At 59.8% G+C, this 26,005-nt stretch carries 26 protein-coding genes; 11 read left to right on the top strand and 15 right to left on the bottom strand.

All coding sequences use genetic code 11. The features are described 5' to 3' along the window. Positions 1–59: 59 nt before the first annotated feature. Complete coding sequence (locus tag ATY29_RS35330; RefSeq protein ID WP_097534296.1) at positions 60–737, top strand: glutathione S-transferase family protein; 678 nt, start codon at positions 60–62, stop codon at positions 735–737. On the opposite strand, the gene ATY29_RS35325 is transcribed toward ATY29_RS35330, so the two are convergent. Further along, the gene (locus tag ATY29_RS35325) at positions 738–1,433 is read right to left on the bottom strand and encodes an HAD family hydrolase (protein WP_097534295.1); all 696 of its coding nucleotides are present in this window, start codon (positions 1,431–1,433) and stop codon (positions 738–740) included. A 180-nt stretch (positions 1,434–1,613) separates the two neighbouring features. Continuing rightward, on the bottom strand, positions 1,614–1,835 hold the full coding sequence (locus ATY29_RS35320) for a hypothetical protein (RefSeq protein ID WP_103671232.1): 222 nt from the start codon (positions 1,833–1,835) through the stop codon (positions 1,614–1,616). A gap of 293 nt (positions 1,836–2,128) precedes the next feature. On the opposite strand from ATY29_RS35320, the gene ATY29_RS35315 reads away from it, so the two are divergent. Both ATY29_RS35315 and ATY29_RS35310 read left to right on the top strand, forming a co-directional pair. Then, complete coding sequence (locus ATY29_RS35315) at positions 2,129–2,632, top strand: pentapeptide repeat-containing protein (protein WP_097534291.1); 504 nt, start codon at positions 2,129–2,131, stop codon at positions 2,630–2,632. Positions 2,633–2,638: 6 nt separating this feature from the next. Next, positions 2,639–3,109, top strand: coding sequence for a GNAT family N-acetyltransferase (locus tag ATY29_RS35310; protein ID WP_244597501.1), 471 nt, complete (start codon positions 2,639–2,641; stop codon positions 3,107–3,109). Between the two features lie 179 nt (positions 3,110–3,288). On the opposite strand, the gene ATY29_RS35305 is transcribed toward ATY29_RS35310, so the two are convergent. Both ATY29_RS35305 and ATY29_RS35300 read right to left on the bottom strand, forming a co-directional pair. Next, the gene (locus tag ATY29_RS35305) at positions 3,289–4,260 is read right to left on the bottom strand and encodes a DMT family transporter (protein ID WP_097534289.1); all 972 of its coding nucleotides are present in this window, start codon (positions 4,258–4,260) and stop codon (positions 3,289–3,291) included. Positions 4,261–4,421: 161 nt separating this feature from the next. Continuing rightward, positions 4,422–4,607: a 4-oxalocrotonate tautomerase gene (locus ATY29_RS35300; protein ID WP_037091259.1), complete on the bottom strand. Its 186-nt coding sequence runs from the start codon at positions 4,605–4,607 to the stop codon at positions 4,422–4,424. 125 nt (positions 4,608–4,732) lie between these two features. On the opposite strand from ATY29_RS35300, the gene ATY29_RS35295 reads away from it, so the two are divergent. Further along, positions 4,733–5,617: a LysR substrate-binding domain-containing protein gene (locus ATY29_RS35295; protein WP_097534287.1), complete on the top strand. Its 885-nt coding sequence runs from the start codon at positions 4,733–4,735 to the stop codon at positions 5,615–5,617. Between the two features lie 12 nt (positions 5,618–5,629). On the opposite strand, the gene ATY29_RS35290 is transcribed toward ATY29_RS35295, so the two are convergent. Then, entirely contained in the window at positions 5,630–6,649 is a 1,020-nt protein-coding gene (locus tag ATY29_RS35290; RefSeq protein ID WP_003563645.1) for a LacI family DNA-binding transcriptional regulator, read from the bottom strand. Positions 6,650–6,819: 170 nt separating this feature from the next. Here ATY29_RS35290 and ATY29_RS35285 point away from each other — a divergent pair, with 170 nt between their 5' ends. The 7 genes from ATY29_RS35285 to ATY29_RS35255 all read left to right on the top strand — a co-directional run bounded on the left by ATY29_RS35285 (position 6,820) and on the right by ATY29_RS35255 (position 15,213). Beyond that, positions 6,820–8,079, top strand: a complete 1,260-nt coding sequence (locus ATY29_RS35285) for an ABC transporter substrate-binding protein (RefSeq protein ID WP_097534284.1) — start codon at positions 6,820–6,822, stop codon at positions 8,077–8,079. Between the two features lie 62 nt (positions 8,080–8,141). Next, positions 8,142–9,023 carry a carbohydrate ABC transporter permease gene (locus ATY29_RS35280; RefSeq protein ID WP_025418782.1) on the top strand — a complete coding sequence of 294 codons (882 nt, stop codon included), beginning with the start codon at positions 8,142–8,144 and terminating at the stop codon, positions 9,021–9,023. Then, positions 9,016–9,852, top strand: coding sequence for a carbohydrate ABC transporter permease (locus tag ATY29_RS35275; RefSeq protein WP_097534282.1), 837 nt, complete (start codon positions 9,016–9,018; stop codon positions 9,850–9,852). Before ATY29_RS35280 ends, ATY29_RS35275 begins: the two co-directional genes overlap by 8 nt. 10 nt (positions 9,853–9,862) lie before the next feature. After that, positions 9,863–11,005: an ABC transporter ATP-binding protein gene (locus ATY29_RS35270; RefSeq protein ID WP_097534280.1), complete on the top strand. Its 1,143-nt coding sequence runs from the start codon at positions 9,863–9,865 to the stop codon at positions 11,003–11,005. Between the two features lie 67 nt (positions 11,006–11,072). Then, positions 11,073–12,443 (top strand): NosD domain-containing protein, encoded by a 1,371-nt coding sequence (locus ATY29_RS35265; RefSeq protein ID WP_193550389.1) that lies wholly within the window; start codon positions 11,073–11,075, stop codon positions 12,441–12,443. Between the two features lie 116 nt (positions 12,444–12,559). Further along, a complete protein-coding gene (locus ATY29_RS35260; RefSeq protein WP_097534275.1) occupies positions 12,560–14,287 on the top strand; it encodes a GH32 C-terminal domain-containing protein in 1,728 nt (575 codons plus the stop codon). 386 nt (positions 14,288–14,673) lie between these two features. Beyond that, positions 14,674–15,213 (top strand): P-loop NTPase family protein, encoded by a 540-nt coding sequence (locus tag ATY29_RS35255; RefSeq protein WP_097534273.1) that lies wholly within the window; start codon positions 14,674–14,676, stop codon positions 15,211–15,213. Between the two features lie 308 nt (positions 15,214–15,521). Here the strand turns inward: ATY29_RS35255 and ATY29_RS35250 are convergent, their stop codons facing one another. From ATY29_RS35250 to ATY29_RS35205, 10 genes are all read right to left on the bottom strand, one after another. Then, positions 15,522–16,292, bottom strand: a complete 771-nt coding sequence (locus tag ATY29_RS35250) for an SDR family NAD(P)-dependent oxidoreductase (protein ID WP_025418789.1) — start codon at positions 16,290–16,292, stop codon at positions 15,522–15,524. A gap of 101 nt (positions 16,293–16,393) precedes the next feature. Continuing rightward, a complete protein-coding gene (locus ATY29_RS35245; protein WP_097534271.1) occupies positions 16,394–17,269 on the bottom strand; it encodes an FHA domain-containing protein in 876 nt (291 codons plus the stop codon). 2 nt (positions 17,270–17,271) lie between these two features. Beyond that, positions 17,272–18,177, bottom strand: coding sequence for a type II secretion system F family protein (locus ATY29_RS35240; RefSeq protein WP_097534269.1), 906 nt, complete (start codon positions 18,175–18,177; stop codon positions 17,272–17,274). Continuing rightward, positions 18,174–19,037: a type II secretion system F family protein gene (locus tag ATY29_RS35235; RefSeq protein WP_097534267.1), complete on the bottom strand. Its 864-nt coding sequence runs from the start codon at positions 19,035–19,037 to the stop codon at positions 18,174–18,176. The genes ATY29_RS35240 and ATY29_RS35235 overlap by 4 nt, the downstream gene beginning before the upstream one ends. 108 nt (positions 19,038–19,145) lie before the next feature. After that, a complete protein-coding gene (locus tag ATY29_RS35230; protein WP_003563666.1) occupies positions 19,146–21,044 on the bottom strand; it encodes a TadA family conjugal transfer-associated ATPase in 1,899 nt (632 codons plus the stop codon). 19 nt (positions 21,045–21,063) lie between these two features. Further along, on the bottom strand, positions 21,064–21,990 hold the full coding sequence (gene cpaB / locus ATY29_RS35225) for a Flp pilus assembly protein CpaB (protein ID WP_003563668.1): 927 nt from the start codon (positions 21,988–21,990) through the stop codon (positions 21,064–21,066). Beyond that, positions 21,987–22,916 carry a hypothetical protein gene (locus ATY29_RS35220; protein WP_003563669.1) on the bottom strand — a complete coding sequence of 310 codons (930 nt, stop codon included), beginning with the start codon at positions 22,914–22,916 and terminating at the stop codon, positions 21,987–21,989. The genes cpaB and ATY29_RS35220 overlap by 4 nt, the downstream gene beginning before the upstream one ends. Then, entirely contained in the window at positions 22,917–23,597 is a 681-nt protein-coding gene (locus ATY29_RS35215; RefSeq protein ID WP_003563670.1) for a TadE/TadG family type IV pilus assembly protein, read from the bottom strand. Further along, the gene (locus ATY29_RS35210; RefSeq protein WP_003563671.1) at positions 23,569–25,209 is read right to left on the bottom strand and encodes a Tad domain-containing protein; all 1,641 of its coding nucleotides are present in this window, start codon (positions 25,207–25,209) and stop codon (positions 23,569–23,571) included. Before ATY29_RS35210 ends, ATY29_RS35215 begins: the two co-directional genes overlap by 29 nt. Continuing rightward, a complete protein-coding gene (locus ATY29_RS35205; protein ID WP_025418796.1) occupies positions 25,206–26,003 on the bottom strand; it encodes a TadE/TadG family type IV pilus assembly protein in 798 nt (265 codons plus the stop codon). The genes ATY29_RS35210 and ATY29_RS35205 overlap by 4 nt, the downstream gene beginning before the upstream one ends. Positions 26,004–26,005: the final 2 nt, after the last annotated feature.

Genomic DNA, 26,005 nt, shown 5'->3' with positions numbered 1-26,005 from the left:
GGTGGCCTCACTCGGAATCGCTCACCATTGGCAACGTGTCGTCAACGACGGAGAGCCCGATGTACATTCTTTATGGTGGTGACTTCACCCGTGCACCGCTCGTTCAATGGGTTCTCGAAGAAGGCAAGATCAAATACGAACTTAGAAAAGTCGACATTCTCAATGGCGAGCACCGTTCCGCGGAATTCCTCGCCATAAACCCGGCCGGTTTAGTCCCGGTGCTGATTACCCCAGAAGGCGACGCACTCTATGAGGTCGCTGCACTGATGCTGTACCTGGCTGACCGGCACCGACTCACGGAACTGGCTCCTACGTCGACCGACCCGGACAGGGGGCATTTTCTCTCCGCGATATTCCATGTCGCCGGGGATATACAATCTGAGATGAAGCGCTTCCATTTTCCACACCGCTTTTCCCTGAGAAGCGAAGACAACGCAGGAATTCAGGATTTGGCAAAGTCGCTTGTTCTGAGCCGATTGAGCGTGATGAACACCAGACTGGCTCAAAGAGGTCCTTACGTCTTGGGAACTCGATTTTCCCTTGCGGATTTCTATCTGAGTTTTTGGGTCGCATACCTCGACCGCAAAGCCGTGTGCATGCAGTTTCCGTCGATTGCCAAGCTTTATGATCTGGTTCGCACTCGCACGACCGCAATTCCGTATCTCGAAGAGACCGAGAGGATGGCAGACGCCTATGCGGAGATGATGAAACAAAATCCGAGCGGCGTCATTGCCTGATCAAAGCCCGCGCCGTCCCTGCTCGAGTGTCAAGCTGCTTGCGATCAAGTCCCGAACGGCGTGAAGGTCCGCCAACACACATGCGCAATGGCCAAGAAGATCTGCAGCAGGCTGAACCAGATCGGGCACCATGATGGTCATCGCGCCGGCACTCGATGCCGAGAGAACCCCATTTCGGGAATCTTCAAGGGCAACGCATTCGGCAATGGGCAGGCCGAGCCGCTCGGCCGCCAGCAGATATGGAGCGGGATGCGGTTTTCCCCAGATGTAATCGCCGTAGGCAACAATGGTTTGAAACCGGGCTTGTAACCCGGCCGCCGAAAGGTGCGCCTCGACTGCTATCCGGCTCGATGAAGTGACAACGGCCGAAGGGATCCGCTCCGCGTCGAGCAACGATAGAACTTCCGGCAGGCCAGTTTTCGTTCGTAAATCCGTTTGCACCATCTGCGTGAACAGTTCCGAAGCCTGCCTCCAAAAATCCTCCAAAGGGGCATCCTTGCCGAACCGGGCCAACAGGAGGTCGCGGACATTCGAAGCCGGCAAACCAATGGTTTCCAGATAGGCCCACAGCGGCAATTCGAAACCTGCATTTCGTGCGGCCGTGATCGTCGCATCTCGATACAGAGCTTCTGTATCGAACATCAAACCGTCCATGTCGAATAGCACGGCTTTGGGGATACGGGGCAGGCGCAGCATTTGTGGCTTTCTACAATCGGTATTCAGTGGACTGTATATCGTGTTGCCTTGACTGCACCGTGAAAACACCAAGCGGATTATCCGTTTCTTTGGAAGTGCTGTCCCTCTCGCACCGTGGCCACCGTGCGGGCGGTTTTATACGCAGGAACAAAGTCAAATGCGGTCAATCATCCCCGCTCGTCAATGACTGCGTGGCTGTGCTTTTGCGAGTGCTTCGTCGAGCCATTTATCATGCACGATCATAGGGTCACACTTCGGATAGTAGCAATTCCTGGTCTCGTAGGTGAAGCGGCTCCGATCCATTCCTTGGAGCGACAGGTTGCTTAAAGAATAAGCCTCGGCCAAGCCGACGAAGAGACCGAGCAGGATGACCGCGTAGGTAAAGTGAGGTGTTGTGATCAATCGCACAGCTCCAAAGCCGCGAGCCTACAGAAAGGCTGTTTTCAGTTCGTCCCCAAAGTCGTTAAAATTACAAGCAACAAGCTTTGCCCGCACAAGGAAACCCTCGTTGTGTAAGGCTTCATTGACAGCGCGAAAATGGCATGTAGAAATACACCCAGGCCTTGTGCAGCCTGCCGCTCACGCCACCTGTGGCATGGTGAATTGCATTGAAATGATACCGTTCGATGTCCAGCCCTTGCGGCAATCGGTCAGCAATGTGAGCTCTGATGCAATGATTGCCTGGAGGAACTGGGATGCTGAGAACGCATGGTATCAAAGGCATGGCGAAAGCCCTGCGGCAGGCTCTGAGAGATCGTAACATAGACCTCTCCCACAGCGATTGCCTTGAGCTGATCGCCAAACAATTCAATGTGAGAGACTGGAACGCGCTCTCCGCGGCACTCGGCCAGGACGGCGCGGAAAAGCCGCTTTCCTTCTCGATCTCAGGCGAAGAGATGAAGCTTCACCGGATGACCGAAAGGCTTGATGTCAACGATACCGACCTGTCGGGATCGCGGTTCAACGATGCCAATCTCTCGGGCACATCCTTCAACCAGATCAATTTTTCCGGCGCGAGATTCAACGACAGCAACATGAGCGGCTGGTTCGTCAATGACGTGAACCTCTCCGGCTCGCGGTTTCAGAACATCAATCTCTCCGGCGTCGCTTTCTCCAACTGCAGCATGCCGGGCGCCATGCTGGACGGGGTGCCGCTCGAAGAGATCGTCGAAGCCTATCGAAAATCACAGCTGGCCTGATCTGCCATGAAGCATAAGAACAAGGAATTTCCCCTGCTCGTCACCGACAGGCTGAAGCTGCGCGCACCCGATCTCGCCGACGGTGACGATCTCCACGCGCTGCTGCTCATGCCGGAGGTGACACGTTTTTCCAGCTGGCCGGAAGCACCGGCACGGCCCCACGTCAAGCGCGCGATGAAATGGATGTGCGAAGTCCATGCCAAGGGAAAGGGCTGCGCCTGGATCATGGAAGATCGCGTTTCCGGTCGCTACCTTGGAGCGATCCGCTTCAACAGCATCGAAAGGCACTCCAACTGCGCCGAGATCGGCTACGAGCTGCACCCGTCAGCCTGGGGAAAAGGGCTGATGACGGAAGCGGTGACGGCCGTCAGCCGATGCGGCTTCGAGCAGTTCTCCCTCAATCGCATCGAGGCCTGGACCCTGTCTGGAAACGCGGCATCGGACCGGGTTCTGGAAAAAGGCCGGATTCCGATATGAAGGCACGCTTCGCCAGAAGGCCTGGTTCAAAGGCGTCTTCCACGACTTTCGCATGTTCGGCCTCATAGCCGGCGAAGCGCCTGCGCCGTCGCAACCCGGCTGATTTCCGTGACAGGTGCTGAAAGCGCGTAAGGAAACATTTCCGCCGGAAGCGGTCACGGGAGCCATTGCGCCCGTCCTCAGGCTTTGGTCGCCTCCGCTCCGGTCGTTGGCTTCAGCAGGATGATGAGAAGCAAGCCGGCAACGATGAGTGCTGCGCCTTCGAGATGATAGCGCTGCAGCTGTTCGCCGAGGAAGAGATAGGCGAGCACGGCGATAAAGATCGTCTGGATGTAAAGCAGCACGCCCGCCCGTGCCGCCCCCAGGGCCTCGATGCTGCGATTGAAGAGATAATACATAATCGCGCCGCCGGGGATCGCGACATAGCCAAGCGCAATCAGGCCACTGGCGTTCAGCGTCGAGCGCTCGTCGGAGATAAGCTCAAACAGGTAGAAGGGCAGCGCCGTCAGCACCGCCGCACCGAGGAGGAGGACCAGGAGCGCAAGGCGATTGAGATCGAATTTCGCCCGGCGGAGCAACACGGTATAGAGGCTGAAACAAAAGGCGCCAGCGACGATCCACAGTTCGCCGGGATTGAGGTCGAGACGCAGGAGCGCCGCCGGGCTGCCCTTGATGATGATGACGACGATCCCGAAAAAGGCGAGGATCGATCCGATCACCTGCCAGTGTCCCATCGGCTCAGCCAGCATGAAACGGGCAAGAATCATGGTGATGATCGGGATCAGGGCGATGATGATGCCGGCGGTGGTGGCATCGGCATGGTGGAGCCCGACAAAGATCAGGCCCTGGCAGATCGCAAGCCCGATACCGCCGATGGCGAGCAGCTCGAGGCCGCGAGCCCTCACCAGCGCGGCCATGGCGCCGAAATGCCGGGCGACGATCGGCATCAGGATCGCCCAGGCGATCAGCACGCGCCAGAAGCAAAGCGCCCAGGGCGGCATCTCCGAAGAAACCCATTTCGCGGCGATATAGACGCTGGCCGACAGCAGCCAGCAGAAAACCCCCACGGAATAGGCGGCTGCCAGCGAACCGCCCGCCGCCTGTTCCGTCCCGACCGTGTCGCGATGGACCGCCAAGACATGTATCGCCATGGCTCACTTATGCCACAACTCTCGAGCGCTGCACAGATGATGCGGCAGCACTTCCCGATTGCGGAAGGACGACCTTCAGCAACGGCGGGCCGGCTCCCGACCCTGCGGCCAATACCATGGCCGCGGTGCCAGGTAGCCCTCTCGTCGACACTGCCGGCCTCTCAGGCCTCCGATTTGAGCTTGCCGCCGACCGCCCAGGAATCCTTGGCGATCTCCGAGATCAGGATTTCCACCGATTCCGGCGGGCACGCCAGGGTTTCGACCGCGGCCTTGGTAATTTCGCGCGCGAAGGCGCGTTTCTGATCGTCGGTGCGGCCGGGATGCATCTGCAGGTGAAGAATGGGCACGTTTTTCTCCTTGATCATGTGGGAATGTCCGTCGCCGTGGCGCGGGCAGGGGGACTATGTTGTAAATTCCTAGGTTGATAAATAAGCTGCTGGTGTCGTCATTCGAAACCAACAGGTAGGCAATCATGGACAAGCTGGCCGGCATGGCGATGTTCGTCAGGGTCATCGACAATGGCAGTTTCGCCGCCGCCGCGGAGATCGCGCATGTGTCGCCCGCCATGGTTGCCAAGCACATCAAGACGATCGAGACCCGGCTCGGGGCGAAGCTGATCCATCGCACCACGCGGCGCCATCAGCTGACGGAGGTTGGCCAGCTCTACTACGAGCGCTGCAAGCGCGCACTTGCCGAAGTGGCGCTGGCCGAGGCTTCGGCGAGCGAGCTGCAATCGGCGCCGCGTGGCCGGCTTCGGCTGGTGGCGCCCGTCAGCTTCGGCACGCAAATCCTGGTGCCGACGCTGGTCGAATACCAGAACGCCTATCCCGACGTCAGCATTGAGCTGTCGCTCGACAACAATGTCCATGACCTCGTCGGCGAGGGTTTCGAACTCGGCATCCACATCGGCCCGCTATCGGACAGCAGCCTGGTCGCCCGCCCGCTCACGCCCTATCGGCGGATCCTCGCCGCCTCACCGGAGTACCTTGCCCGCCATGGCCGCCCGGCCACGCCGGAGGCGCTGACGAACCATCTCTGCCTCGGCCACTCCTATTGGCGCCTGCAGGATCGCTGGCACCTGGTCGGGCCGGACGGCGAAATGCGCGACGTGCTGATCTCCGGAAAATTCTCGACCAACCAGGGGGCAGCACTGCGCATGGCAGCGCTCAGCGGCGCCGGAATCGTGCTGCAGCCGGAACTGCTCCTCGCCGCCGATATCACAGAAGGACGGCTCGAGCAGGTGCTGCCGGAATGGTCCTACAGGCCGGTGCCGATGTCCCTCATCTACCCGCCGAACCGGCGGCCGACAGCGATGTTGCGGACGGTGATCGATTTCCTGGTGGAACAATTTGGCTGACGACAAGCGGGGTCACACCGAACGTACGGATGTGCGCTCGACCAGCTTACAGGAGATGACGCGAGTGCTCGGTCGAACATTGCCGCCGGCCACCACGTTGTTCAACCATTCGGCTCCCTGAAAGCCGAGGTGATAATAGGGTAAAGCGGCTGTCGTCAGTTCGGGCTTCAATGCCGTTGAAACCGTCCGAAAGTCGTCGAAACCGACGATGCTGACATCCTCAGGAATTCGCAATCCCAGCGCCAATGTCGCAATGTAGACCTGAATCGCCATCTCATCGTTCCCGCTCATAATTGCGGTGGGACGATTCTTTTGTCGAAGCATTTCGGTTGCCGCGGCAAAGACATAGTTCTCTTCGGCCCCGACCGGTCCCTCCATGCCAAGACGAATGGAGAGATCGTCCTCTCCAAGTCCGACTTCCCCCGTGGTTTGACGGAAAGCCTTCAGGCGAAGTTCGGCGCCCAGCAGAACGGGATTGAGCTTGATATATCCAATTCTGCGGTGCCCCCGTTCGATCAGATAGCGGGTGAGATCCTGCGCTCCCTGAAAATCGTCCGGCTCGATCGATGGCAGGAGTTCGTTCGTTTGCGATCTGCAGTTGATCATCACGGTGGGAATGCTGACATCGCCCGCTTCGGGGTCGACAATGCGGTGGTACATCGTCACATACAGAACACCATCAATGCGATGGGATTGGAATATTTTCCAAATCTCCGCCTCCCGCTCGGAAGAACCGCCTGTGTTGGCCATCAGGATGGTTTTTCCATTCGCATTTGCCCAATCCTGAATCCCGCGCACGATGTCGACCGAATAAGGCGTGGTGGACACATAGTCCGTAATGATGCCGAAGGTGTTCGACCGGCTGGAACGTATCAGCCGCGCAGCCATATTGGGGATGTAACCGAGGTCTCGGATGGCCTTTTCCACGCGCTCCCGCGTCTCTTCGGTTACATAGGGCTCACCGTTTATGACCCGAGAAACTGTCTTATTCGAAACCCCTGCTGCTTTTGCGACGCTGACAATGCTGACCATGCCGGTGGAATCTCCTATCCGGCCTCATATCTAACCCAGACGCATGACAACGTCGACATTTTTCTCTGACAACGTCGACAATGGTGATTGACAACGTCGTCATAGCGCGATTATTGTTCAGGCAATGCAGGCTGGCGGTGAGTGGCGCGGGCCTAAACAGGGAGGAAACGATGAAGAAACTATTTAGTGCCAGCGCGCTTGCGCTTGTGTTCATGGCGGCCTCCGCCCGAGCCGAAACGATCAATGTCCTGGTGGAGGGCGGCGGCGAGATGCTCCAGAAGGCCGTGGCCGAGAAGTTCACCGCCGGAACCGGCATCGAGGTGAAATTTACTGTCGTTCCTTATCAAGGCGTATTCGACAAATTCTCGGCCGAGATTGCCTCAGGCTCATCCGCTTTCGACGTCGTGACAATCGATGTGGTCTGGAATGCAAAGTTCGCTAAACATGTCGAGGACCTCTCTCCCCTTTTCACCGAGGCTGTTCGCTCCGACCTGCCGCCTGCCTTGCTCGCCGACGCCAAGGTCGGAGACAAGCTCATCGGGATGCCGGCATGGGCAAACGCCGAGATTGTCTTCTATCGAAAGGATCTGTTCGATAAGCCCGAGGAAAAGGAGGCCTTCCAGGTGAAGTACGGCTATCCCCTTGCTCCGCCCAAGACCTGGCAGCAATGGCGCGATATGGCTAAATTCTTTACGCGCGACACTGATGGCGATGGCAAGATTGACTTCTGGGGCACCGACACCATCGGCACCTTCTCGGAGGAGTGGATGGCACATGTGCTGCAGGCGGGCTCGCCCGGCGTGATCCTCGACAAGGACGGCAAGGTCATCATCGACAACGAGGCGCACAAGAAGGCGCTGGAATTCTACATTGCCCCGCACTGCACCGATCATTCCGTCCCGGAAAACGTCAACGAGATCGGTTGGGGTGAGGCGCAGAACCTGTTTTATCAGGGCAAGACGGCGATGATGAAATTCTGGGCGCACGCTTACAAGATGACGCCCGAGGATTCAAAGGTCAGCGGCAAGGTCGGCGTCGCTCCGATGCTCGACGGCGATGCAGGAATCGTAGCCATTCCCGGTCCCTGGTATAATGTCGTCCCGTCGACCTCGCAGCACAAGGAAGCAGCGAAGAAGTTCATCGCTTTTGCAATCGCCAACAACGCGTTGGGCATCGAAGCCCCGCTTGGCCTCGCCGCGACGAATTCCGCCTATCGCAGTTACGCCGGCAAGCCCGGCTACGAGCACTTCACGCCGCTGCTTGAGACGCTCAGTGCGCCTGCGACCCAAGGTCGGCCGATGAACGAGAAATATCAGGAAATCGTTGATGAAGCGGTCCTTCCGGCCGTGCAGCAGGCCCTGACCTGTCAGGCGGATGTCGGCAAGATCCTGATGGATGCCAAAGAAACGATCGAGGACATCCTGAACTAACCCGCTATCCTCAACGTCGGCGGAGGAGAAATCCTCCGCATTTCATCAGTTCGGAGACAGCCATGTCGGGTGAAGACCGATTTGTGCTTTACATGCTTGCGCCGGCGCTTGCCATTCTGGGCCTGCTGGTCGCCTACCCGATTGGGCTGCTGGTGTTCGATTCGTTTTTCAAGGTCGACACCATCACCCCCCACATACGCGAGTGGGTCGGGCTGAGGAACTATATCGACGCGCTCACCTCTAGGCGCGTCGCCGAAAGCGCACTGAGAACGATTCAGTATTCTGTCTTTGCGTTGTTCTTCGAGTTTACCTTCGGCTTCTGCGCCGCTCTCCTGTTTTCGGCACTTCCTGGCCAATCGCGCTGGCATCGCACTGTGTTCACGCTGCCCCTGATGGTGCCACCGATCGTCGCCGGCCTGCTGTGGCGCTTTCTGTTGGTCGGCAACATTGGCATTCTTAATTATGGGCTTGTCCATCTGGGTATTATCAGCGACCCCGATGCGATCGCCTGGCTGTCCGATGAGGACATCGTGATTTATTCTGTTTCCTTCGCCGATATCTGGCTGACGACCTCGTTTGTCGCGCTCGTGTCTTACGCCGGGTTGACGAACATTCCGAAAGACTTGCTCGAAGCAGCGCGGATAGATGGTGCGAATGCGTTCAAGCGGTTTTGGCACGTCACCTTGCCGTTGATGCGTCCCGTTATCGCCGTCATCGTCATCGTGCGCGGTGTAGATGCGGCCAAGACCTTCGACCTCATCTGGATACAGACGCAAGGCGGCCCCAATCACGCTTCGGAAGTGTTCTCGATGAACATCTATCAGAGGATGGTTCGTTTCGGCGATCTCGGTGAAGCATCGGCGTCCGGCACCTTGTTCCTATGCGTCATGATGGTTCTGGCCGGGATTGCCTATTGGAAGATTTGGAGGCCGGCCCATGCATAGAGTGTCCCGCCCCAATGTTAGCGGAGCCTTGATTAACGCCGCAGCCCTCGTGCTCGTGCTGTCTTACGCGCTGCCCTACATCTATCTGTTGATGACTTCCATCAAACCGGCGGCCGATGTCCAGCAGATCCCCCCGAGGTTCTTTCCCGCCGTCATAGCGTTCGAGAATTTTCGCGAGGTTTTGCAATCGTCCACTTTGCCGAAGGCCTTCGTCAATTCCCTCACAGTGGCGGTGCTGACGACCGCGCTCTCGCTGGTGGTGGCCGTGCCGGCCGCCTATGTCGCCACCCAGTATCGCCGCCGAACCACGACACTTTTCCTGCTCTTTGCTCTGGTCACCCGCATGGTGCCGTCGGTGTCGCTCGGTGTGCCTCTGTTCCAGCTTTTGAAGTCCATGGGCCTGCTCGACACCATTCCTGGCCTGGTTCTCGCTCACAGCTCGGCTGCTGTGCCGCTGGCGCTGCTGCTCATGTCGGCTTTTTTCGAGAGCGTGCCGAAGGAACTCGAAGAAGCCGCGCGCATGGACGGATGCACACGGTTCCAGGCCTTTCGCAAGATCATCCTTCCGATCATGACGGGCGGGATCGCGGTGACCGCGCTCTTTACCTTCATCACCAGCTGGAACGAGTTTCTCTACGCACTGCTGCTGACGTCTGAAACGACCAAGACGGCGCCGATCGTCATTGCCGAATACAACTCGGTCTATGGGCTTGCCTGGGGAGCGATGACCGCGGCGGCCGTGCTCTATTCACTGCCCGTCATCATCGTAACACTCGCACTTCAAAAACAGATTGTCGGCGGGCTGACGTTCGGCGCTGTGAAGGGATGAGGAGACAAACATGGCCGATATAGAACTGCGCAATATCAACAAGGTTTACGGAAACAGCTTTCACGCTCTTCATGATCTCAACTTCGACATCAAGGACGGTGAGTTCATGGTGTTTGTCGGTCCGTCGGGATGCGGGAAGTCGACGGCACTTCGGATGATCGCCGGCCTGGAGAGCATTTCCAGCGGTGAAGTCAGGATCGGCAATACGGTCGTCAACGATATCGATCCCAAGGATCGCGACATTGCCATGGTCTTCCAGTCCTACGCGCTCTATCCGCACAAGACGGTGCGGGAGAACATTGCCTTTCCTTTGCTGATGGCAGGCCTTCCGAAGTCCGAGATTTCCAGCCGCGTGGACGAAGCCGCACGCATCCTCGAACTGACGGCTCTGCTCGACCGCAAACCGGCGCTCCTCTCCGGAGGCCAGCGTCAGCGTGTCGCCATGGGAAGAGCAATCGTCCGCAAACCGGCGGCTTTTCTGATGGACGAACCGTTGTCGAACCTTGATGCCAAGCTGCGCGTGCAGATGCGCGCCGAGATCGCCAGCCTGCAAAGAAAACTGAATGTCACTACCATTTACGTGACCCACGACCAGGTCGAGGCGATGACGATGGGTGACCGTGTCGCTGTCATGAAAGGCGGCGTGCTGCAGCAAGTCGACACACCGCAAAACCTGTACAATCGTCCTGACAATGTCTTTGTCGCCGCCTTCATCGGATCGCCCTCGATGAATCTCTACGAGGCCGTTCTCAATGGACAGACGCTGACCCTGGGCAGCAACAGTTTCGACATTCCCAACCAGGTTTTCGAACGCCGCCCCTCGCTGAAGGGTACGTCTAACCGTCAGGTGGTTGTCGGTATTCGGCCAGAGCACATGAACGATGCCGCAATCCGGCCTTCTTCGGCCGAGATCTCGGCCGCGGTCACTCTTGTCGAGGCGCTGGGCTCTGAATCCATGGTGCATCTGAATATCGACGCACCTTGGGTGGATGCGGGCGACCCGGACGCCGTCGCCGACATCGGCGACGAAAAAGCTGCTGTAGCCCGTTTTTCTCCGAAGAGCACGGTACGCGCAGGTGACATCGCGCGCATCGCTGTCAATGCCGAAGAACTTCACTTTTTTGAACCGGACACCCGCACCAGCATCTGGTGATGGCATTGCCAGGAGAAAACCAACAATGACTAGCCGATCAATCGCCCCCGATCGCCTGCAACGAACAATGGTTCGTGAAAACTATTACGACGCAACGAAGTATCCCGTCGGGAACCCCTACGAGGACATTGGAGCGGTCATCAATAGCATCATTGCAGATATTAAAAGCAGGCAACCGGTTTCCGACCTAAATGATGGCGGAAAACCTGGAGCAGTGATCTATATCCCGCCAGGCGACTATCGTCTTGTCACTCAGGTCGTTATAGACGTGAGCTTTCTGAAAATTATGGGCTCTGGACATGGTTTTACGTCGTCGAGCATCCGGTTCAACACACCCGCAAGCGAGCTGGAGCACTGGCACGAAGTGTGGCCGGGCGGCAGTCGCATCCTTGTGGACTTGTCTCCAGAGGCCACTGACGGTGAGGCTGCGGGAGCCGCGTTTTATGTTAAGCGCACCGGAAGTCCCCGCATAAGCTCTGTGGAGTTTGCTGACTTTTGCATCGATGGTCTGCACTTCGCTGACGACGGTTCGGGGCAAGATGATCCAGAAAATACCTACAAGAATGGCAAAACGGGCATCCTTGTCGGCAGCGCCAATGACTCATTCCGAATAACAGGAATGGGTCTTATCTATCTGGAGCACGGCGTTACTGTTCATGATGCTGATGCGCTCGCGATAGATAACAATTTCATTGCTGAATGCGGCAACTGTATCGAATTAAAGGGTATGGGCCAGGCCTCGAGAATAACGAATAATTTCGTCGGAGCCGGATATCGGGGACATTCCATTTACGCGGAAAATTACGGTGGCATTCTGGTATCGTCAAACAACATATTCCCTCGAGGCGCTAGCAGCGTCTATTTTTCCGGCGTGGTGCGCTCCTCGGTCACAGGAAATAGATTCCATTCCTTTTATCCCGGAATGTTGGTTTTTGCTGATAATTGCTGCGAGAATTTGGTTTCCTCAAATCACTTTTTGCGAGATCGCGAGCCGTGGGCGCCTATGCAGAAGTACGACAACGGCTTGGATGATCTGTTCGGGCTTTTACGAATTGACGGCAGTAACAACTCGGTAATTGCGAACCACATTTCGGAAACATTGGATACTCAATATATCAGGCCCCTCGGCGTAAAGCCGGTGATCATTAATCTGGTTTCCGGTAGCGGCAATTACATAGCCAATAATCACATTGTGGCCACAACCGAAACATCGCAAATCAATGACGCACCGAACAGTGCCTGCTTTTCAACGCAAGTGGGCGCGTTGCTGTCAACCGACAATCTGAAGCCGCTCGAAGTGACGTCGGTACTGGTGCAAGATGGATCGGTGCGCAATACAGTCCTGGATTCCGGCAATGACGAACAGGTTGTGATCGACAGAAGCGTGAATGCTTTTAGAGGCACTCCATCGTTTAACGCAGTTGTTTCCAATCCCTGATCAATTCCGAACCAATAAACGGCCAGAAGCCCAGTGGCCGGACTGTCGATCGTGCGCCCTGGCGTTAGGTCAAAGAAGCAGTCCAGCTACGACGTTACGCTCGGAAGGAGGAGTGAATGAAGACCAGGGTGCAATTGAGTGCTGAGCGGGGTGCGCGTTTCGAGATCTGGGCCCGGCAAAAACCAGGAAAATCTGCTGCTGAAGATCCCGTCGATGCCTTCGTTTTGCGTGTCGGCGATTGCGTCGTTTACCGGATCGCGCATCTGCCGCCCTGTTTTCAATTCTATTCCTATACCCATTATGCGGCTGGCCCGCTCACGCTGGAATGGGACGACAGCGCAATTGAAATTCCGCTGCTCTACAGCTTCAATTCGGAGAATGTGACTGAGAAGGGCGTGACTTTCCTGGAGTTGCGTGATGGCCACGTCATCGCCCGACCGAGGACATCCTGGCCGGAGTGGTATGAGAGCGATACCAATCGTCCGCAGCTCAGGTTCTCGCCGTTTCAGGCCTGGATGAACGACCCCAACGGGATATGTTTCATCGACGGCCGCTATCATCTGTTTTACCAGTTCCATCCCGTCGAGTCGGAATGGGGGCCGATGCACTGGGGCCATGCCGTCAGCGATGACCTTTACCGCTGGATCCATCTGCCGGTCTTCCTGCACCCGGAGCAGAACCTCTGGTCGCTGGGCGCCACCGGTGGGGCCTTCTCGGGAAGTGCCTTCGTCGGCCAGGACGGCAAGCTCAGCTTCTACTACACAGAACGACTGCCGGCGTATGACCTGTTCAAGGACTACAAGGAAGTTCAGAAAAGAGTGTTGCCATCCGCCGATCTGCTGCGTCCGGACGCCAATAAGCTGGTGCTGGTCGACGGTCCTTCCGGCAGCTCCCATGATTTGCGCGATCCAAAGGTTTGGTACGATGCAGCGTGCGGGGCTTACCGAATGGTGCTGGGCGCCGCGATCGATGGTGATCCCGCCGTCCTGCTCTATGGGTCCGAGGATGGCGAGGACTGGAAATTCATGTCCGTCCTCTATCGCGCTTCCGAGCATTTTCGCCAGCACGGCGCACGCTGCGTGGAGTGTCCGGATTTCTTCGAGCTCAATGGTCACTATGTCCTGGTGATGGGCTTTGTCGGCTACACCGAACCGGAAACCGGCCGTCACAACTTGCTTTACGCCCAGGTTGGCACTTTCGAGGGCGATCGCTTCATGCCGGCGACCCCGGCTTTGCAGGAATTGGATTTCGGTACCGATTTTTACGCGATGCAGAGCTTCCGCGCAAAGGACCGCCAGATCGCTTTTGCCTGGCTCTTCAATTGGGAATTCCGCAAGCCGCCGGGTTCGCCCTATAGCGGCGAGCTATCGCTGCCGCGCGTGCTCGGCCTAGACGCCGAACGGAATTTGACAATGATGCCGGAGAAGGGTTGCCAGCGCCTGCGCGCCCACAACCTTGCACAGACTGCACCTTATCAGTTTGCATGCGAACCAAGGCGCCCCGTCGAATTGTCTTTGGAAGGTGATCTGGATGGAGTTCAGATCGTCGCGCGGGGCAGTGACGGGGAGAGCTTCAGGTTGGCCCACAGCGCGCGGCGGCTTGAGCTGACGGTGGCGGAGGATAATGGTGAGATCAAGTACCGCTCAGCGCCGCTGAAACTCGAACGGTTAACATTGTTCTTCGACCGCGGCGTCGTCGAGGTCTTCGCCAATGGGGGTGCGGTCTGCGGCACCCGCCGCACCTATAAAATCACAGACCTGACCACGCTCGAAGTGAAGTCTGCAGACAGCAGCCGAATCGAAAGCTACGAGGCATGGAGCTATAATTCCGCTTGGAGCAACTAGTATAGGCGACGAGGCGGGCGCAGGCCTCGCCACGACCCAGCCGTCGACAGGGTCATTAACTTCACCAATCACGGCGCGGCGATAGGAGCCGATCCGCTCAGTGGCAAAGCTATTGGGAGGCAAAGCAATGATGGGTTGGCCCGTGTCGCTTGGTAAAGGCCACGCACTTCGGCCTCTATCCTATAAAGCTCGCCAATCTCTCTAACGCCTCCCTCGATGGCGGCGGTTCCGAGCAGTTGATCACCGATCTACTCCGGCAATCCTGCCAATCGCAATCCTTCGACATACCTCGCGAGCAGTGCCTTGTCTCGCCGATGCTGCCTTAGTCGTTGACAACTGCGTTTATTCCGACCAGTTAAATCCACTTTGGTCCCATAGGTGTCCTCATGTTGCCTTTGCACTCCCTTGGCGAGCGCATCGTCGTTCTCGGACCTTCGAATGCGGGCAAGTCAACCCTGGCGGTGGCCCTCTCCAGGAAGCTCGGTCTCCCGGCGGTGCACCTGGATCAACTTCACCATCTGCCGCATACGGATTGGGAGGCTCGCCCCGAAGCTGAGTTCGCAGCACTTCATGATGCAGCGGTGCTCGAAGAGCGATGGATCATGGAAGGCAATTACTCGCGCCTGATGCCGCAACGGCTAGCCCACGCGACGGGCGCGATCCTCATCACCTCAAATCACTGGCTCCGCTTTTCCCGTTATCTCAAGCGCACCCTCGTCAACCGCTGCGACCGCGCGGGACATCTGGAAGGTGCCAAAGACAGCATCAAATGGGAGATGATCCATTGGATTCTCATCAAGACCCGCAACAGCGGCTTCAGATACGCAACCATGCTGCGACAGTCTGGCTTACCGATTGTAGAATGCCACACGGCGAAGGCACTTAATGATCTCTACCGGACTTGGCATTTGCCACTGCCCCGATAGACGCGAAAATCCTGCCGGATTTCTTCAGGCTGGGATGGCAATTGCATCACCCTTGCGGAGCCGCCCACTCGGCCGCCCCGCGTGGTCTACTTGACGACGTTGATGCTGAAAGTCACGTCGCGAACAACGCCGTCGCCATGGGACTCCCTGAAAGTCGCTTTGTCAGGGCCGACGTATCCGGCTGCAGACGTGTAGTAGACAACCATGCCTGCGGTCTTCACCCCAACGCATTTTGGAAACTTCTTCGAATTCGCCAGTAATGACGATCGGCCGGGCTCCCTGGGCCACGTATAAGCGTCCACTCGGCCTCAGGCGACCGACCATCCACCGTCCACCAGCAGGTTCGCGCCGGTGATCAGGCTTGCAGCCGGCGATGCCAGGAAGACGACGGCACCCACCACATCATCGGTTTCACCGATCCGGCCGAGTGGAATGTGATCGAGCGTCGCTTTGCGATTATCGGCATCGGATAGGAAAGGAGCTGTGCCATCCGTGTGGATGAAGGTCGGTGATACGGTGTTTACGGTGACATTATAGGCTGCCCATTCCGCAGCAAGGCAGCGCGTCAGGTGATTGATTGCCGCCTTGCTCATGCAATAGATTGCCTCGCCGCGCAGTGCCACGGTGCCGGCCTGGGAGCTGATGCTGATGATCCGGCCGCCATTGCCTTTGATCATCTGACGCCCGACCGCCTGCGTCATCAGAAAGGTGCCCTTGATGTTGATATCGAGGATCTCGTCAAGATCCTTCTCCTCGACGAGTTCCGCGAGATTACCTGGAGCCACGCCGACATTGTTGACGAGGACGTCGATCCGACCGAATGTCGTCAACGCGGCGTCGACGGCATGCGCGATATGGGCCTTGTTGGGAAGCTCCAGTTCAACAGCGAGGACTTTGCGTCCCGCACCCTCGAGTTCGGCAACCAGATCCGCCGCCGCTGCGACGTCGCGAACCCCCAAAACAATATCGGAGCCCGCCGCGGCACAGGCAAGCGCGCAAGCCCGACCGATGCCACGGCTCGCTCCCGTCACCAAAGTCACCTTGCCCTCCAGGCTGAAGTCCGGCGCATTCTTCTGCATCATCGTTCCTCCTTCGATGAAATCGATTTATGGCAGGGTCGGCCGGCGATGGGCCGACAGCGGTCATTGGCGCGTGGGCTGCGTGCAGCAGTACCCGTCATTCACCGCCGCGCCGGCGGCTTGGTGGCCGCTCGCCGTTGCAGCGCGAAACGGGCGGCCGGGCAGTTGATGTCGGGAACGAGATCGTAGGTCTGCTGGTAGAGGCTCTGCGCCAGCGTTCTGTTACCGCGGTTTTCCGAGGCAAGCGCGGCAAGCGCCGTGCGTTTATAGGCTTCGACGATCGGCTCGGCGGCCTTTGCCAGGGCGGCGTCGTCGGAGGGTTCGGCGCTAAGCGAAAGCGCGGCATAAGTCGCCTCGCCATCGCGGCCGACGCGGCCGCCGACCGCGCCGTTGAAGCTTGCTTCGGAAACCTGGCGCATGCGCCTGGCATTCTTGATGCAGGTGGGGATGCGGGCAGCTTCGGCATTGATGCGCTCGGCCGTCGGCCCGCTCTCCGCGCTCTCGCCGCCGGAAAGGATCACGTAGCCGATGATGCCGACAATGGCGAGATAGACGAGCCCCATGCCGGCGAGGAAGGCCGGCTGCTTGAGCAGCGGCTTCTTCGGCTTGTCGTCACCGGTCTTGGCGGCCTCCTTCTTCGGCGCCTCCTTGGCGGCGGCTTTGACGACGAACTGGAACTCGACATCCTTGCCGAGACGAAAACTGTCGCCGGCTTTCAGCGACGCCGTCTGCAGCAGCGCTTCGCCGCGCAGCATGATCGGGTTCAGCCCCATGCGGCGGATGATGAAGCCGCCGTCGCTCTGTTTTTCGATGCGCGCGTGGATTGGCGCCAGAAACGGATCGTCGACGACGATATCGGCATTAGCAGCGCGGCCGATCGACATTTCGGGCCGGTCGAGCACATGGCTGCGGCTCTGGGTGCCGGGGCCGGTCTGCAGCAGGCTGGGTTTGTTTCCGCGAAAGAAGGAAAAGACCATGATCAGAACATCCCACTCGACATCATCTCGACAATTGCCGGCGCCAGCACCAGAAGCAGGATCGACACGACGATCATCATCGCCGGCATGACAATCTTGGCTTTCAGCTTTTCGCTCGCGCGGTCGGCTTTCTCCCAGCGGCGGAAGCGCAGATCGCGCGCATGTTCGCGCAACAGCTCGACGCGGTTGCTGCCCTCGACCTCGCCCTGGATAACCGCCCGGATGACGCGGATGACCTCCTCGGCGGTCATGCGGGCCTCCAGGCGCTGCAGCGCCTCGACCATGCCGGTGCCGAGCGCCACGTCCTTCAGCGTCTGGTCGATCTCTTCGCTCATCACCGTGCCTGGTGCGGCCTCGGCATAAAGCCTGAGGCTTTCCGGCAGCGTCGCCTGCGCCTGCTGCGTCATGACCACGAGATCGAGAAAATAGGGAAATTCGCGCGAGATGCGCTCCTTGCGATCCTGCATCTTGTCGTCGGCGACCACCCAGAAATAAATGGCCGGGATCAGCCCGAGGATCAGCCCGGCCACCAGCCCGCCGATCACGCTGCCGCTGGCAATGCCGAACAGCACGCCGAGCAGGATGAAGCCGAACAGGCTCATCACGATGAGAAGGGCGATGTATTCCCGCCCCGTCACCCCGCCGAACGGCCGGCCGCCATAGATCAGCTTCTGTTCGAGCTGCGCGCCGTAATCGGCCAGCAGCGGCTCGAAATGGGCGAGCACGAATTCAACCGGCGTGCGCATGCCGATGCTGTCGACGATGTTGGGCGGCGGGCCATCGCCGCCGGCGGAGCGGCGCACCACCTGGATGCTGCCGAGCAGATCGCCGATCCACCAGACGAAGAGGGCCGCGGTAATGCCGGCAAAGACGACGGCGATCGGGGCGAGGGGGATGTGCGACATCATACCGACACCTTCATCATCGAGCGCATCCAGAAGAAACCGGTGGCATAGAGAATGGCGCCGACAATCGCGATGACGATGCCGATGGCGTTGCCGAACACCTTGTCGATCAGCTCGGGTTGGCCGAAGAAGATCATCAAGATCATGAACAGCGCGCCGCCGTTGACGACGCGGAAGTTCATGCGCGCCTGCGACGACGAGGTGCTGATCTTCTGATCGAGCTTCCAGATTTCCTTGAAGGATTTCGACATTTCCGTCAGCGGTTCGGAAATGTCACCGCCCTGGCGGGCAAACAGACCGAGGGCGGCATCGACCATCTTGAAATGCAGGCTCGGCACAGTGCGGCCGTGGCGGTCGAGCGCTTCGACCAGGCCGATGCCGAGCTTCTGTTCGCGGGCGATACGCTCGAATTCGCGCGAGGCCGGCATCTGGCCGGTGTCGGCCACCGCATTGACGGCGATGGCGAGCGGCTTGCCGGTGCGCACCGCCGAGACGATCTGGTCGACGGCATAGGGAAGCTGGGATTCGATCTGCAGCCAGCGGCGCTGCAGGAAATAGCGGATCATCGCCTTGGGCAGGAAGAAGGCCACCGGAATGGCGAGGACGATGCCAAAGATCGGCCCGAAGATCAGCGAGACCACCGCGAAGACGACGATCGCCGTGATGCCGTAGGCAAGGATCATCGTATAGGGCGGAACGGCATCGCGCCCGAAAACCTGCGCGGCCTCGCTGGCGAGCGCGATATCGCGTTCGGTGGCGCGCAACAGCGGCGCCGGCCAGCGCACCGGCGCGCCCCAGACCAGCAGCCCCGCGGTCACCGCGCCGAGAGCGACCGTAAAGATCTGCAGAATGCTGATATCCATGGCTTTTTCCTCAGAGCAATTCCAGGAAAAGTGCGAGTTTTCCGTCCGGAGTTGCGTAAAAACAAAAACTTAGAGCGGTTCTGCGGTTCCGTGAAACGCTGAACCGCTCTAGACGAACATATCGAGTTTTTCGATTTCACCGTCGTCGCCGAACTCGACCAGTTCAGCGACGAAGCTCGGCAGGTAACCGGTGAAGGCATGCACCGCCTGGCCGCCGGCGCGGCCGACGAGATGGAAGATCGGCTCGACGATGACGAGGCCGGTATCCGGGTCGATGCCGATCACCTCGGATATTTCGGTCACGGCGCGCCGGCCACTTTCCAGGCGGTTCAGCTGCACGACGAGTTCGACGGCGGCGACGATCTGCTGGCGGATCGCCATAACAGGCAGCGAACTCTGGCCCTGCAGCACCATCACCTCAAGGCGGGTCATCATGTCCTGCGGCGTGTTGGCATGCGCCGTCGTCATCGAGCCGGCATGGCCGGTGTTCATCGCCTGCAGCATGTCGATCGCCTCGGCCCCGCGGCACTCGCCGACGATGATGCGGTCGGGGCGCATGCGCAGCGCATTGCGCACCAGATCGCGGATGGTGACGCTGGTTTCGGATTCGGCCGTCTTCGGCCGCGATTGCAGATAGACGACGTGAATGCCGTCGAGCTGCAGTTCGGAGGTGTCCTCGACGGCGACGACGCGCTCGCCGATCGGGATGAACTGCGACAGGCTGTTCAAGAGCGTCGTCTTGCCGGAGCCGGTGCCGCCCGAGACGACGATATTCTTGCGGGCGCGCACCGCCGCCTCGAGGAAGGCGCGCATCGGCTCGCTGAGCGCGCCTGCCGTGACCAGCTTGCTGATGTCGAGCCGCGACTTGCCGCCGAACTTGCGGATGGTGAGGCACGCCCCCTTGACCGCCAGCGGCGGAATGACGGCGTTGACGCGCGAACCGTCCGGCATGCGGAAATCGGCCATCGCCTCGCTCTCGTTGATCGAGCGGTTGGAATCGACGGCGATGCGCTCGATCACCTTCATCAGCTGCCGCTCATTAGCGAAGGCGAAGGGATAACGTTCCAGCAGGCCGAATTTTTCGACGTAGATCTCGTCATAGCGCGTCACCATGATTTCCGAGATCACGTCGAGATCCATCAGCTCCGAGATCGTGCCCCAGCGGTACATCAGCTCCTCGATGTTGGAGCGCAGGTGCATATGGGCGATCTCATAGCGGTCGCCGGCATTGAAGAGCGCCTGACGGGACTGGAAGGCGGCACTGAAGCGGGTGTCGAGCTGGGCGAAGTCGGAACGGGTGGATTCGAAATTGAGCTTGAGCTGCAGCGCCGAGATCAGTGCCTTGCCGACATCGAAGAGGCGGCGATTGTCCTGCTCCTCGCGTGAGAGACTTGCGGCATTCGAAGAGGCGTCGCGCCGCCCTGTCCGCGCAATGCGTTTTGCGAGCCACCGGTAGACGGCGTTCTTGATCACGAGGATGACCAGATCCTGGGGTGCGCTGTCGAGCGCCTCCTTGATGAACAGGTCGAGCCGCTCGCGAATGCGGTTTCGCGTGTCCTCGCGGCCGAAATCCGAAGACTTCACCAGCCGGTCATATTGCGTGTCTTTTAGCAGTCGCTCATGAATCTCCATCTGCAACGCCAGCACCCGCTCTTGGTCCGGAAACTGCGTCACCGCTTCCTGAGCCGCCGCTGGTTCAACAAGTTCAATGGTGACATTCGGCACCCAGATCGACATGCCCGCCGAGACCGCCACCGGCGTCCCGGCCCTGAGCGGCTGGTCGTCGACCCGCGTCGGATTGCGGCCATGATGCTGCACCGACCAGCCCTGGCCGGATTTGCGCAGCACGAATTGCGGTGAGGAGACATGGCTGCCGCGCAGCCGCACGACACCGGCGCCGGCCGGCAGCGTCAGCGTGCTGCTCTCGCCGACAAAATAGGTCTCGTTCGAAGAAAGCGGGATCACCTCCCGCCCACTGCCGTCCTCATAGGAAATCTTCAACAGCATGGTCACTCCCCCGCAACGCTTACATGCGCGTCCAGTTGATGCTCGGCAGTTCCTCGACGGTATTGTCGGCCGGATTGCGCAGCACGAGATTGAGGCTGCCGTTCGATTGGCCGAGCGCAAAGATCAGCATCTCGGCTTCCGCCGGCGTCACCTCGACGGTGACGTTGTTGTAAGTGCTGTTGGCCTTGGTGACGGCGCCTTCCGCCGTCGTCGCCGCGCCGACGGCCAGCACTTTGACATTCTGCAGGAAGGTGCGGGTGACAACGCGGGTGCGCGAACTGATGCCGAGCTTATAATCCTGCGCCTGTTTGCGGTAGGCATTGACGTCATTCTCGTCGGCACCCGGATATTGGGTGAGATAGTTCTTTAGCATCTGTTCGACCGGTGAGGCCGGCTGGACTGGTGCCTGCGGCTGTCCGGCTGCAACAGGTGCTTGACCGGGAGCGGCAGGCGCTCCTGGCTGGGTGGCAGCCGGGGGTGCGACTGGCTCGACCGGCTCGTCGACCGTGCCGAGGATATCGACATAGCTGCCCGGCTCGACGAAGTGGCCGACGGCCGCGGCAGCGTTGACGGGAAGGGTCAGCGCCCGCTTGCCGGGCGCGATCATCGTCGTCAGGCGTCCGCCGTCATTGTCGTCGAAATACTGGAAGAGCAGCACGGAGCCGGCCGGAATGTCGGCGGCAGCCGTCCGGTCCTTCAGCCATTCCTGGTAGGCGCTCGCGGCCGGCACCGCGAGCTTGGCAAGCGCCCCGAAACTTTCAGGCAGCATCACCGGTTCGGCGAGCATGTCGGGCGTGATCGCCTGTCCTCTCGTCACCTTCCTGTCGGGCTGGAGCCGCATGAAGGCATAAGCCACCTGCTCGTTCTTGACGCTCTCGGTCCAGAAGTAGAGCAGAACGCCGGTGATGAGCCCGACGATGACGGCGGCAATAAGCTTCCAGTTCATGGTGTTGTTCCTTCGACGAAGGGTTGCCTGATTTGAATGACCTCGACGGTCCGGCCGTCGGTCTTGCTGCTGGTGTAGAGAACGTTGGCCTCGACGCTGCCGCGCCGGCCGTAAAGAGCGGTGACGCCGCTGCGCTCAGCCGGCGGCGTTTCGATGGTGAAGCCGTCGCGGACCAGGAGATCGGCGCGCGCATCCGACCAGCGCAAGGCCGACATCGTGCCTTTCGATACGACCGTGCGCGAGGTGTGGCCCTTGTCGCGATCGCCGATATCGCTCAGCACCTCGGCGCCGGCCGGCGGCCGCAGCGACGGCGGCAGCTTGCCGGCATCGGCCGGCGCCGCAAAGGCCGGCAGTGTCGCGGCGACGTCGTCGAAACGGCTCATCAGCACGTCGGTCACCGGCGCATCGGCGGGCCTCCGGATCATGATCGAGACGCCCGGGATCGGCGCTCTTGCCGAAGGATTGTTCGGGTCCTGGCGTTTGAGATAATCGAGCGCCGCCTCGCCGTCGCCGTCGAAGAACCGCACCACGACGGCGAGATCATCACGGATGCGGCTGACCTTCGGGACGATCAGCATATTGGCGGCGATGACGGCGGTCAGTTCTTCCTTGTCGCTGCTTTTCGGCAGGGCAGGGCGGGTATTGGCGGCCAGCACCCGCAGCCATTCGTCGGTGATATCGGAAATACTGCGGTCGCTCTGATAGGGCGTGAACTCGAGCGGCTGGCCGTTGATGACGAGATCGCGCGGCGCCCGTTCCGGCGCGCCGAGGATGCCGGCCAGCATCGAATTGAATGTCGCCCGGAAATCCTTGTAGACCTCGGCATGGCCCGGTTTGGCCACCACCACGGTAGCGAGCCCGATGACCAGGGCCAAACCCACGAGATGGCCAGCGAAACGGATAGAGATGCGCGCGCCCTGTCTCATCTATTTCGCCCCCGGAAAGACGCCGTCGAAGAGATCGCCGGAATCGTCGGCGACATCGCGGATTTCCCGCCGCAGCGTCGGGTCGTAACCCTTGCTGGTGGTGTCGTTGTTGTGCGAGGCAAACAGCGTCGCATCGTCCACCGTGAAGGCGTCCTTCCAACGCAGGCTCCTGATCGTATCGAGATCGTCGGAATCCCTGAACTTGTAGACGCGGTCGGCCGTTGCGGTGACCAACTGCGGCTTTTCATTGGCGAGGTCGCCGACCATATCGCCAAAGTCGCGGCCGTCGCTCTTCAGCGTGTTCTGCACGTCGTCCCAGACGAAGGTGCGTTGCGGATCGCCGCCGCCTTCATGCGATGGCGTGCGCGAGCAACTCAGGGCGTCCCCTCCCGGCAGTGCCGGCAAGGCCGGGAGCGGAAAGAAGTTCGAGAAGTCGGAGGTGCAATCCAGGCCGTTCGCCTCGGCGAAGGCGGCGTTGCGCATGGCGAGCATGGTTCCGACCTTCTTGGTGGAAATCCTGTTTGCATGGATCATGAAGATGACGACCAGCAGGATGACCGGTGCGGCGAGCACGAATTCGATCGAGGCGAGACCCCGCCGGTCGCGGTGCAGCCGCATCATGAGGCCGCCGGCCGGCGCGCCGCCGGCATGTTCAGTGTGTGTTGACGGCAGCCCAGGCATTGGCTCCTCCCTGGTCGAAGACGCGGGTCAGGCCGTTGAAACTGTCGGCGGCCGGGCTCTGCTTGATGGTGTTCGAAACCTGGCCGATATCATCGGCAAGTGTGGCGGGTGCCAGCGATGCGAGCCAGTCCTGCGTGTAGAGATCGAAGGCCGTGTAATTGTGGACCCAGCTCTGCGCCAAGGCATAGGCCGAGGGTGTCTTGTCCTTGAAGATGCGGATCTGCAGCCTGGCGCGCGGGGCGCGGGAAACGATCGCCAGCGTCTGGTAGTCGTCGAGCTGCTCGCCGCCGAAGGGCGTGAAGTTGAAGGGGATGCGTCCTTTCAGCCAATAGGGCTTCGGGAAGGAGATGACCGGCAGGGGAGCACCCGCCACGGAAATCGCGCCACCGGCAGGGCCGCAGACCTGGTTCCAGATCATGTCGAACTTGCGGGTGAAATCGTTCTCGTCTTTTGTCTGCTTGTCGGAATAACGCGGTGGCACGTCGATCGGCAGCTGGAAGGGGTTTACGACGCCGAACTCGAGGCCGAAGAATTCCTCCGCGACAAAAAAGCTGGCGTCGAGGGTAAGTTCTTCCCACCAGCTGAGATCGGCATATTGCTCGATGATCGCCTTGAACGGGATCTTGCTCAGATATTTCGGGCCGAAGGCTTCGTAGAAGATGTAGAACTCCACCAGCTGATCGTCGATGCCGCTTTCGTGGTTGACCCAGTCGCGGATATGGCTGCCGTCGACGCCGCCGGCGGTCAGGGGACCCTTGCCGTTGGGGAAGCCGCGATTGGCAAACTCGCCACGCATCAGGAACGGGTCCTGCCCTTCCGTGCCCCTACTCATCGCAAGGCACATTTCAGCATAGGCCGCAGCGGGATTGATGCCGTCGCGATCGACCGGCAGGTTGCCGCCAGCGCCTTCTCCGGCGTCGTTGCAGGATTCGCACGGCGGATGGAAGACGACATGATCCGATTTGTTCAGGCGCACCAGATGCAGGGCTTCATTGCCGACCCGCTGCGGAAAGCTCTCGACGAGGTAGTCGTTGAGATCGTTCATGCCGTCGATGATGTCGCTGGATTTCACGATCAGGCCCCAGGGATCATAATCGATCTGTGCTTTTACCGTATAGGCGATCGCCTTGGTGGCCTCCGTCGCCCGGAACCCCTGGAACGCCAGGCAAGCGCCGTAGATGATGCCACCGACGATCGGAACCTTCTGCCAGCCCGGGCAATAGGGCATCGGCGGAAGCGGCGGCAGGAGCGAGGCCGGTCCGAAACCTTCAGTGAAAGAGTATTCGGCGAGTTTCGCCAGAATGGCGGTCGAGCGCAGGGCCAATTCCGCGGTGGTCAGCTGGAAGGCGACCGAGGTCGCCATGACGACGGTGGCCTGCGAGGAGGCGACATTGTTCATCGCCATGATGTTGAGATAACGCGCTTCCCAGTCGGCATGGACGAGAGCAGCGGCGTCGGCCGTGTCCTGGGTGCGCTGCTTGTCGTAGATCATCTGCCCGGTATTCAGGATCCAGACGATCATCAGGGCGAGCGCGATCGTCATGTAAAGAATGATCGGTGACAGGAAGCCGCGTTCGTCGCGGTGCAGGCGCTTGATGAGGGTCGGCGTCATAGCAGGTTCACCTCCGCCTTCGAGATCGTGTAGTAGCGGCCGTCTTTCCTCTGGCCGCGGGCAAAGACCCAGCCGGCATATTCGAGCAGCAGGAAGCGCGCTTCGACCTTGGCGGTCACAGGCACATGCGGCGAGCGGTTGATGGCGGCATAGAACGCCATCTGCGCGCGGTCGACGGTGACCGTGACGTTCTGCGGATCGAACATGTAACGGGCCTGGTTACGCATCGCCCGCCAGTTCTTCGAAAGACCGGAGGCATCGGCAAGGGCCTTCAGCGCCTCTTCCGGCGGCTGGCAGGCGCCGACGCATTTCAGCTGGTCGTAGGGGGCAGCCGGGATCAGCGCCAGGCGGGCAGCAAGATCGGCCTTGCCCGGGGCGGCATCGTCATCGCAGGTCTTGGCGTCGATCAGGCTGCGGATGGTGATCGGAAAGGCCGGGCAGAAATAGACGCGGGCGCTGCGGGCCGCCGCATAGGCGGCATAATGGGTGAAGAGGTGGTTTTTTGCCAGGATCGCGAACTGGAAGACCACGAACATGAAGAAGACGAAAACCGGCGTGACGAGCACGAAATCCATCATCGTCGTGCTGCCTGACATATCGCCGTGCAGCTCCGATATCCGGCGCCGGCGGGCGGAAAGCCGCGGCAGCAGCAGCATCGAGGCAAGCAAAATTACGGCGATCGCGAAGGTGCCGAAGAGCGCGCCGTGATCCTCGGGGATCCAGAAGGTCCGCGAGTGCAAGATCGAACTCCAGAAGGCACCGTCGAAGAGGGGGCGTTCGAGTTCCGCGCGCATTG

The sequence above is a fragment of the Rhizobium hidalgonense genome (genome assembly GCF_002914525.1).
Classification (GTDB): domain Bacteria; phylum Pseudomonadota; class Alphaproteobacteria; order Rhizobiales; family Rhizobiaceae; genus Rhizobium; species Rhizobium hidalgonense.
Note: the sequence above shows the minus strand (reverse complement) of the source record. Positions and strands in the feature narration are given on the sequence as shown.

Coding starts and splice junctions, on each gene's coding strand:
- ATY29_RS35280 (WP_025418782.1), top strand. CDS start 8,142: ATGTCGGGTGAAGACCGATTTGTGCTTTACATGCTTGCGCCGGCGCTT.
- cpaB (WP_003563668.1), bottom strand. CDS start 21,990: ATGAACTGGAAGCTTATTGCCGCCGTCATCGTCGGGCTCATCACCGGC.
- ATY29_RS35325 (WP_097534295.1), bottom strand. CDS start 1,433: ATGCTGCGCCTGCCCCGTATCCCCAAAGCCGTGCTATTCGACATGGAC.
- ATY29_RS35270 (WP_097534280.1), top strand. CDS start 9,863: ATGGCCGATATAGAACTGCGCAATATCAACAAGGTTTACGGAAACAGC.
- ATY29_RS35240 (WP_097534269.1), bottom strand. CDS start 18,177: ATGATGTCGCACATCCCCCTCGCCCCGATCGCCGTCGTCTTTGCCGGC.
- ATY29_RS35330 (WP_097534296.1), top strand. CDS start 60: ATGTACATTCTTTATGGTGGTGACTTCACCCGTGCACCGCTCGTTCAA.
- ATY29_RS35255 (WP_097534273.1), top strand. CDS start 14,674: ATGTTGCCTTTGCACTCCCTTGGCGAGCGCATCGTCGTTCTCGGACCT.
- ATY29_RS35275 (WP_097534282.1), top strand. CDS start 9,016: ATGCATAGAGTGTCCCGCCCCAATGTTAGCGGAGCCTTGATTAACGCC.
- ATY29_RS35315 (WP_097534291.1), top strand. CDS start 2,129: ATGCTGAGAACGCATGGTATCAAAGGCATGGCGAAAGCCCTGCGGCAG.
- ATY29_RS35230 (WP_003563666.1), bottom strand. CDS start 21,044: ATGCTGTTGAAGATTTCCTATGAGGACGGCAGTGGGCGGGAGGTGATC.
- ATY29_RS35220 (WP_003563669.1), bottom strand. CDS start 22,916: ATGAGACAGGGCGCGCGCATCTCTATCCGTTTCGCTGGCCATCTCGTG.
- ATY29_RS35285 (WP_097534284.1), top strand. CDS start 6,820: ATGAAGAAACTATTTAGTGCCAGCGCGCTTGCGCTTGTGTTCATGGCG.
- ATY29_RS35250 (WP_025418789.1), bottom strand. CDS start 16,292: ATGCAGAAGAATGCGCCGGACTTCAGCCTGGAGGGCAAGGTGACTTTG.
- ATY29_RS35215 (WP_003563670.1), bottom strand. CDS start 23,597: ATGCCTGGGCTGCCGTCAACACACACTGAACATGCCGGCGGCGCGCCG.
- ATY29_RS35265 (WP_193550389.1), top strand. CDS start 11,073: ATGGTTCGTGAAAACTATTACGACGCAACGAAGTATCCCGTCGGGAAC.
- ATY29_RS35290 (WP_003563645.1), bottom strand. CDS start 6,649: ATGGTCAGCATTGTCAGCGTCGCAAAAGCAGCAGGGGTTTCGAATAAG.
- ATY29_RS35310 (WP_244597501.1), top strand. CDS start 2,639: ATGAAGCATAAGAACAAGGAATTTCCCCTGCTCGTCACCGACAGGCTG.
- ATY29_RS35245 (WP_097534271.1), bottom strand. CDS start 17,269: ATGGTCTTTTCCTTCTTTCGCGGAAACAAACCCAGCCTGCTGCAGACC.
- ATY29_RS35260 (WP_097534275.1), top strand. CDS start 12,560: ATGAAGACCAGGGTGCAATTGAGTGCTGAGCGGGGTGCGCGTTTCGAG.
- ATY29_RS35295 (WP_097534287.1), top strand. CDS start 4,733: ATGGACAAGCTGGCCGGCATGGCGATGTTCGTCAGGGTCATCGACAAT.
- ATY29_RS35210 (WP_003563671.1), bottom strand. CDS start 25,209: ATGACGCCGACCCTCATCAAGCGCCTGCACCGCGACGAACGCGGCTTC.
- ATY29_RS35305 (WP_097534289.1), bottom strand. CDS start 4,260: ATGGCGATACATGTCTTGGCGGTCCATCGCGACACGGTCGGGACGGAA.
- ATY29_RS35235 (WP_097534267.1), bottom strand. CDS start 19,037: ATGGATATCAGCATTCTGCAGATCTTTACGGTCGCTCTCGGCGCGGTG.
- ATY29_RS35205 (WP_025418796.1), bottom strand. CDS start 26,003: ATGCGCGCGGAACTCGAACGCCCCCTCTTCGACGGTGCCTTCTGGAGT.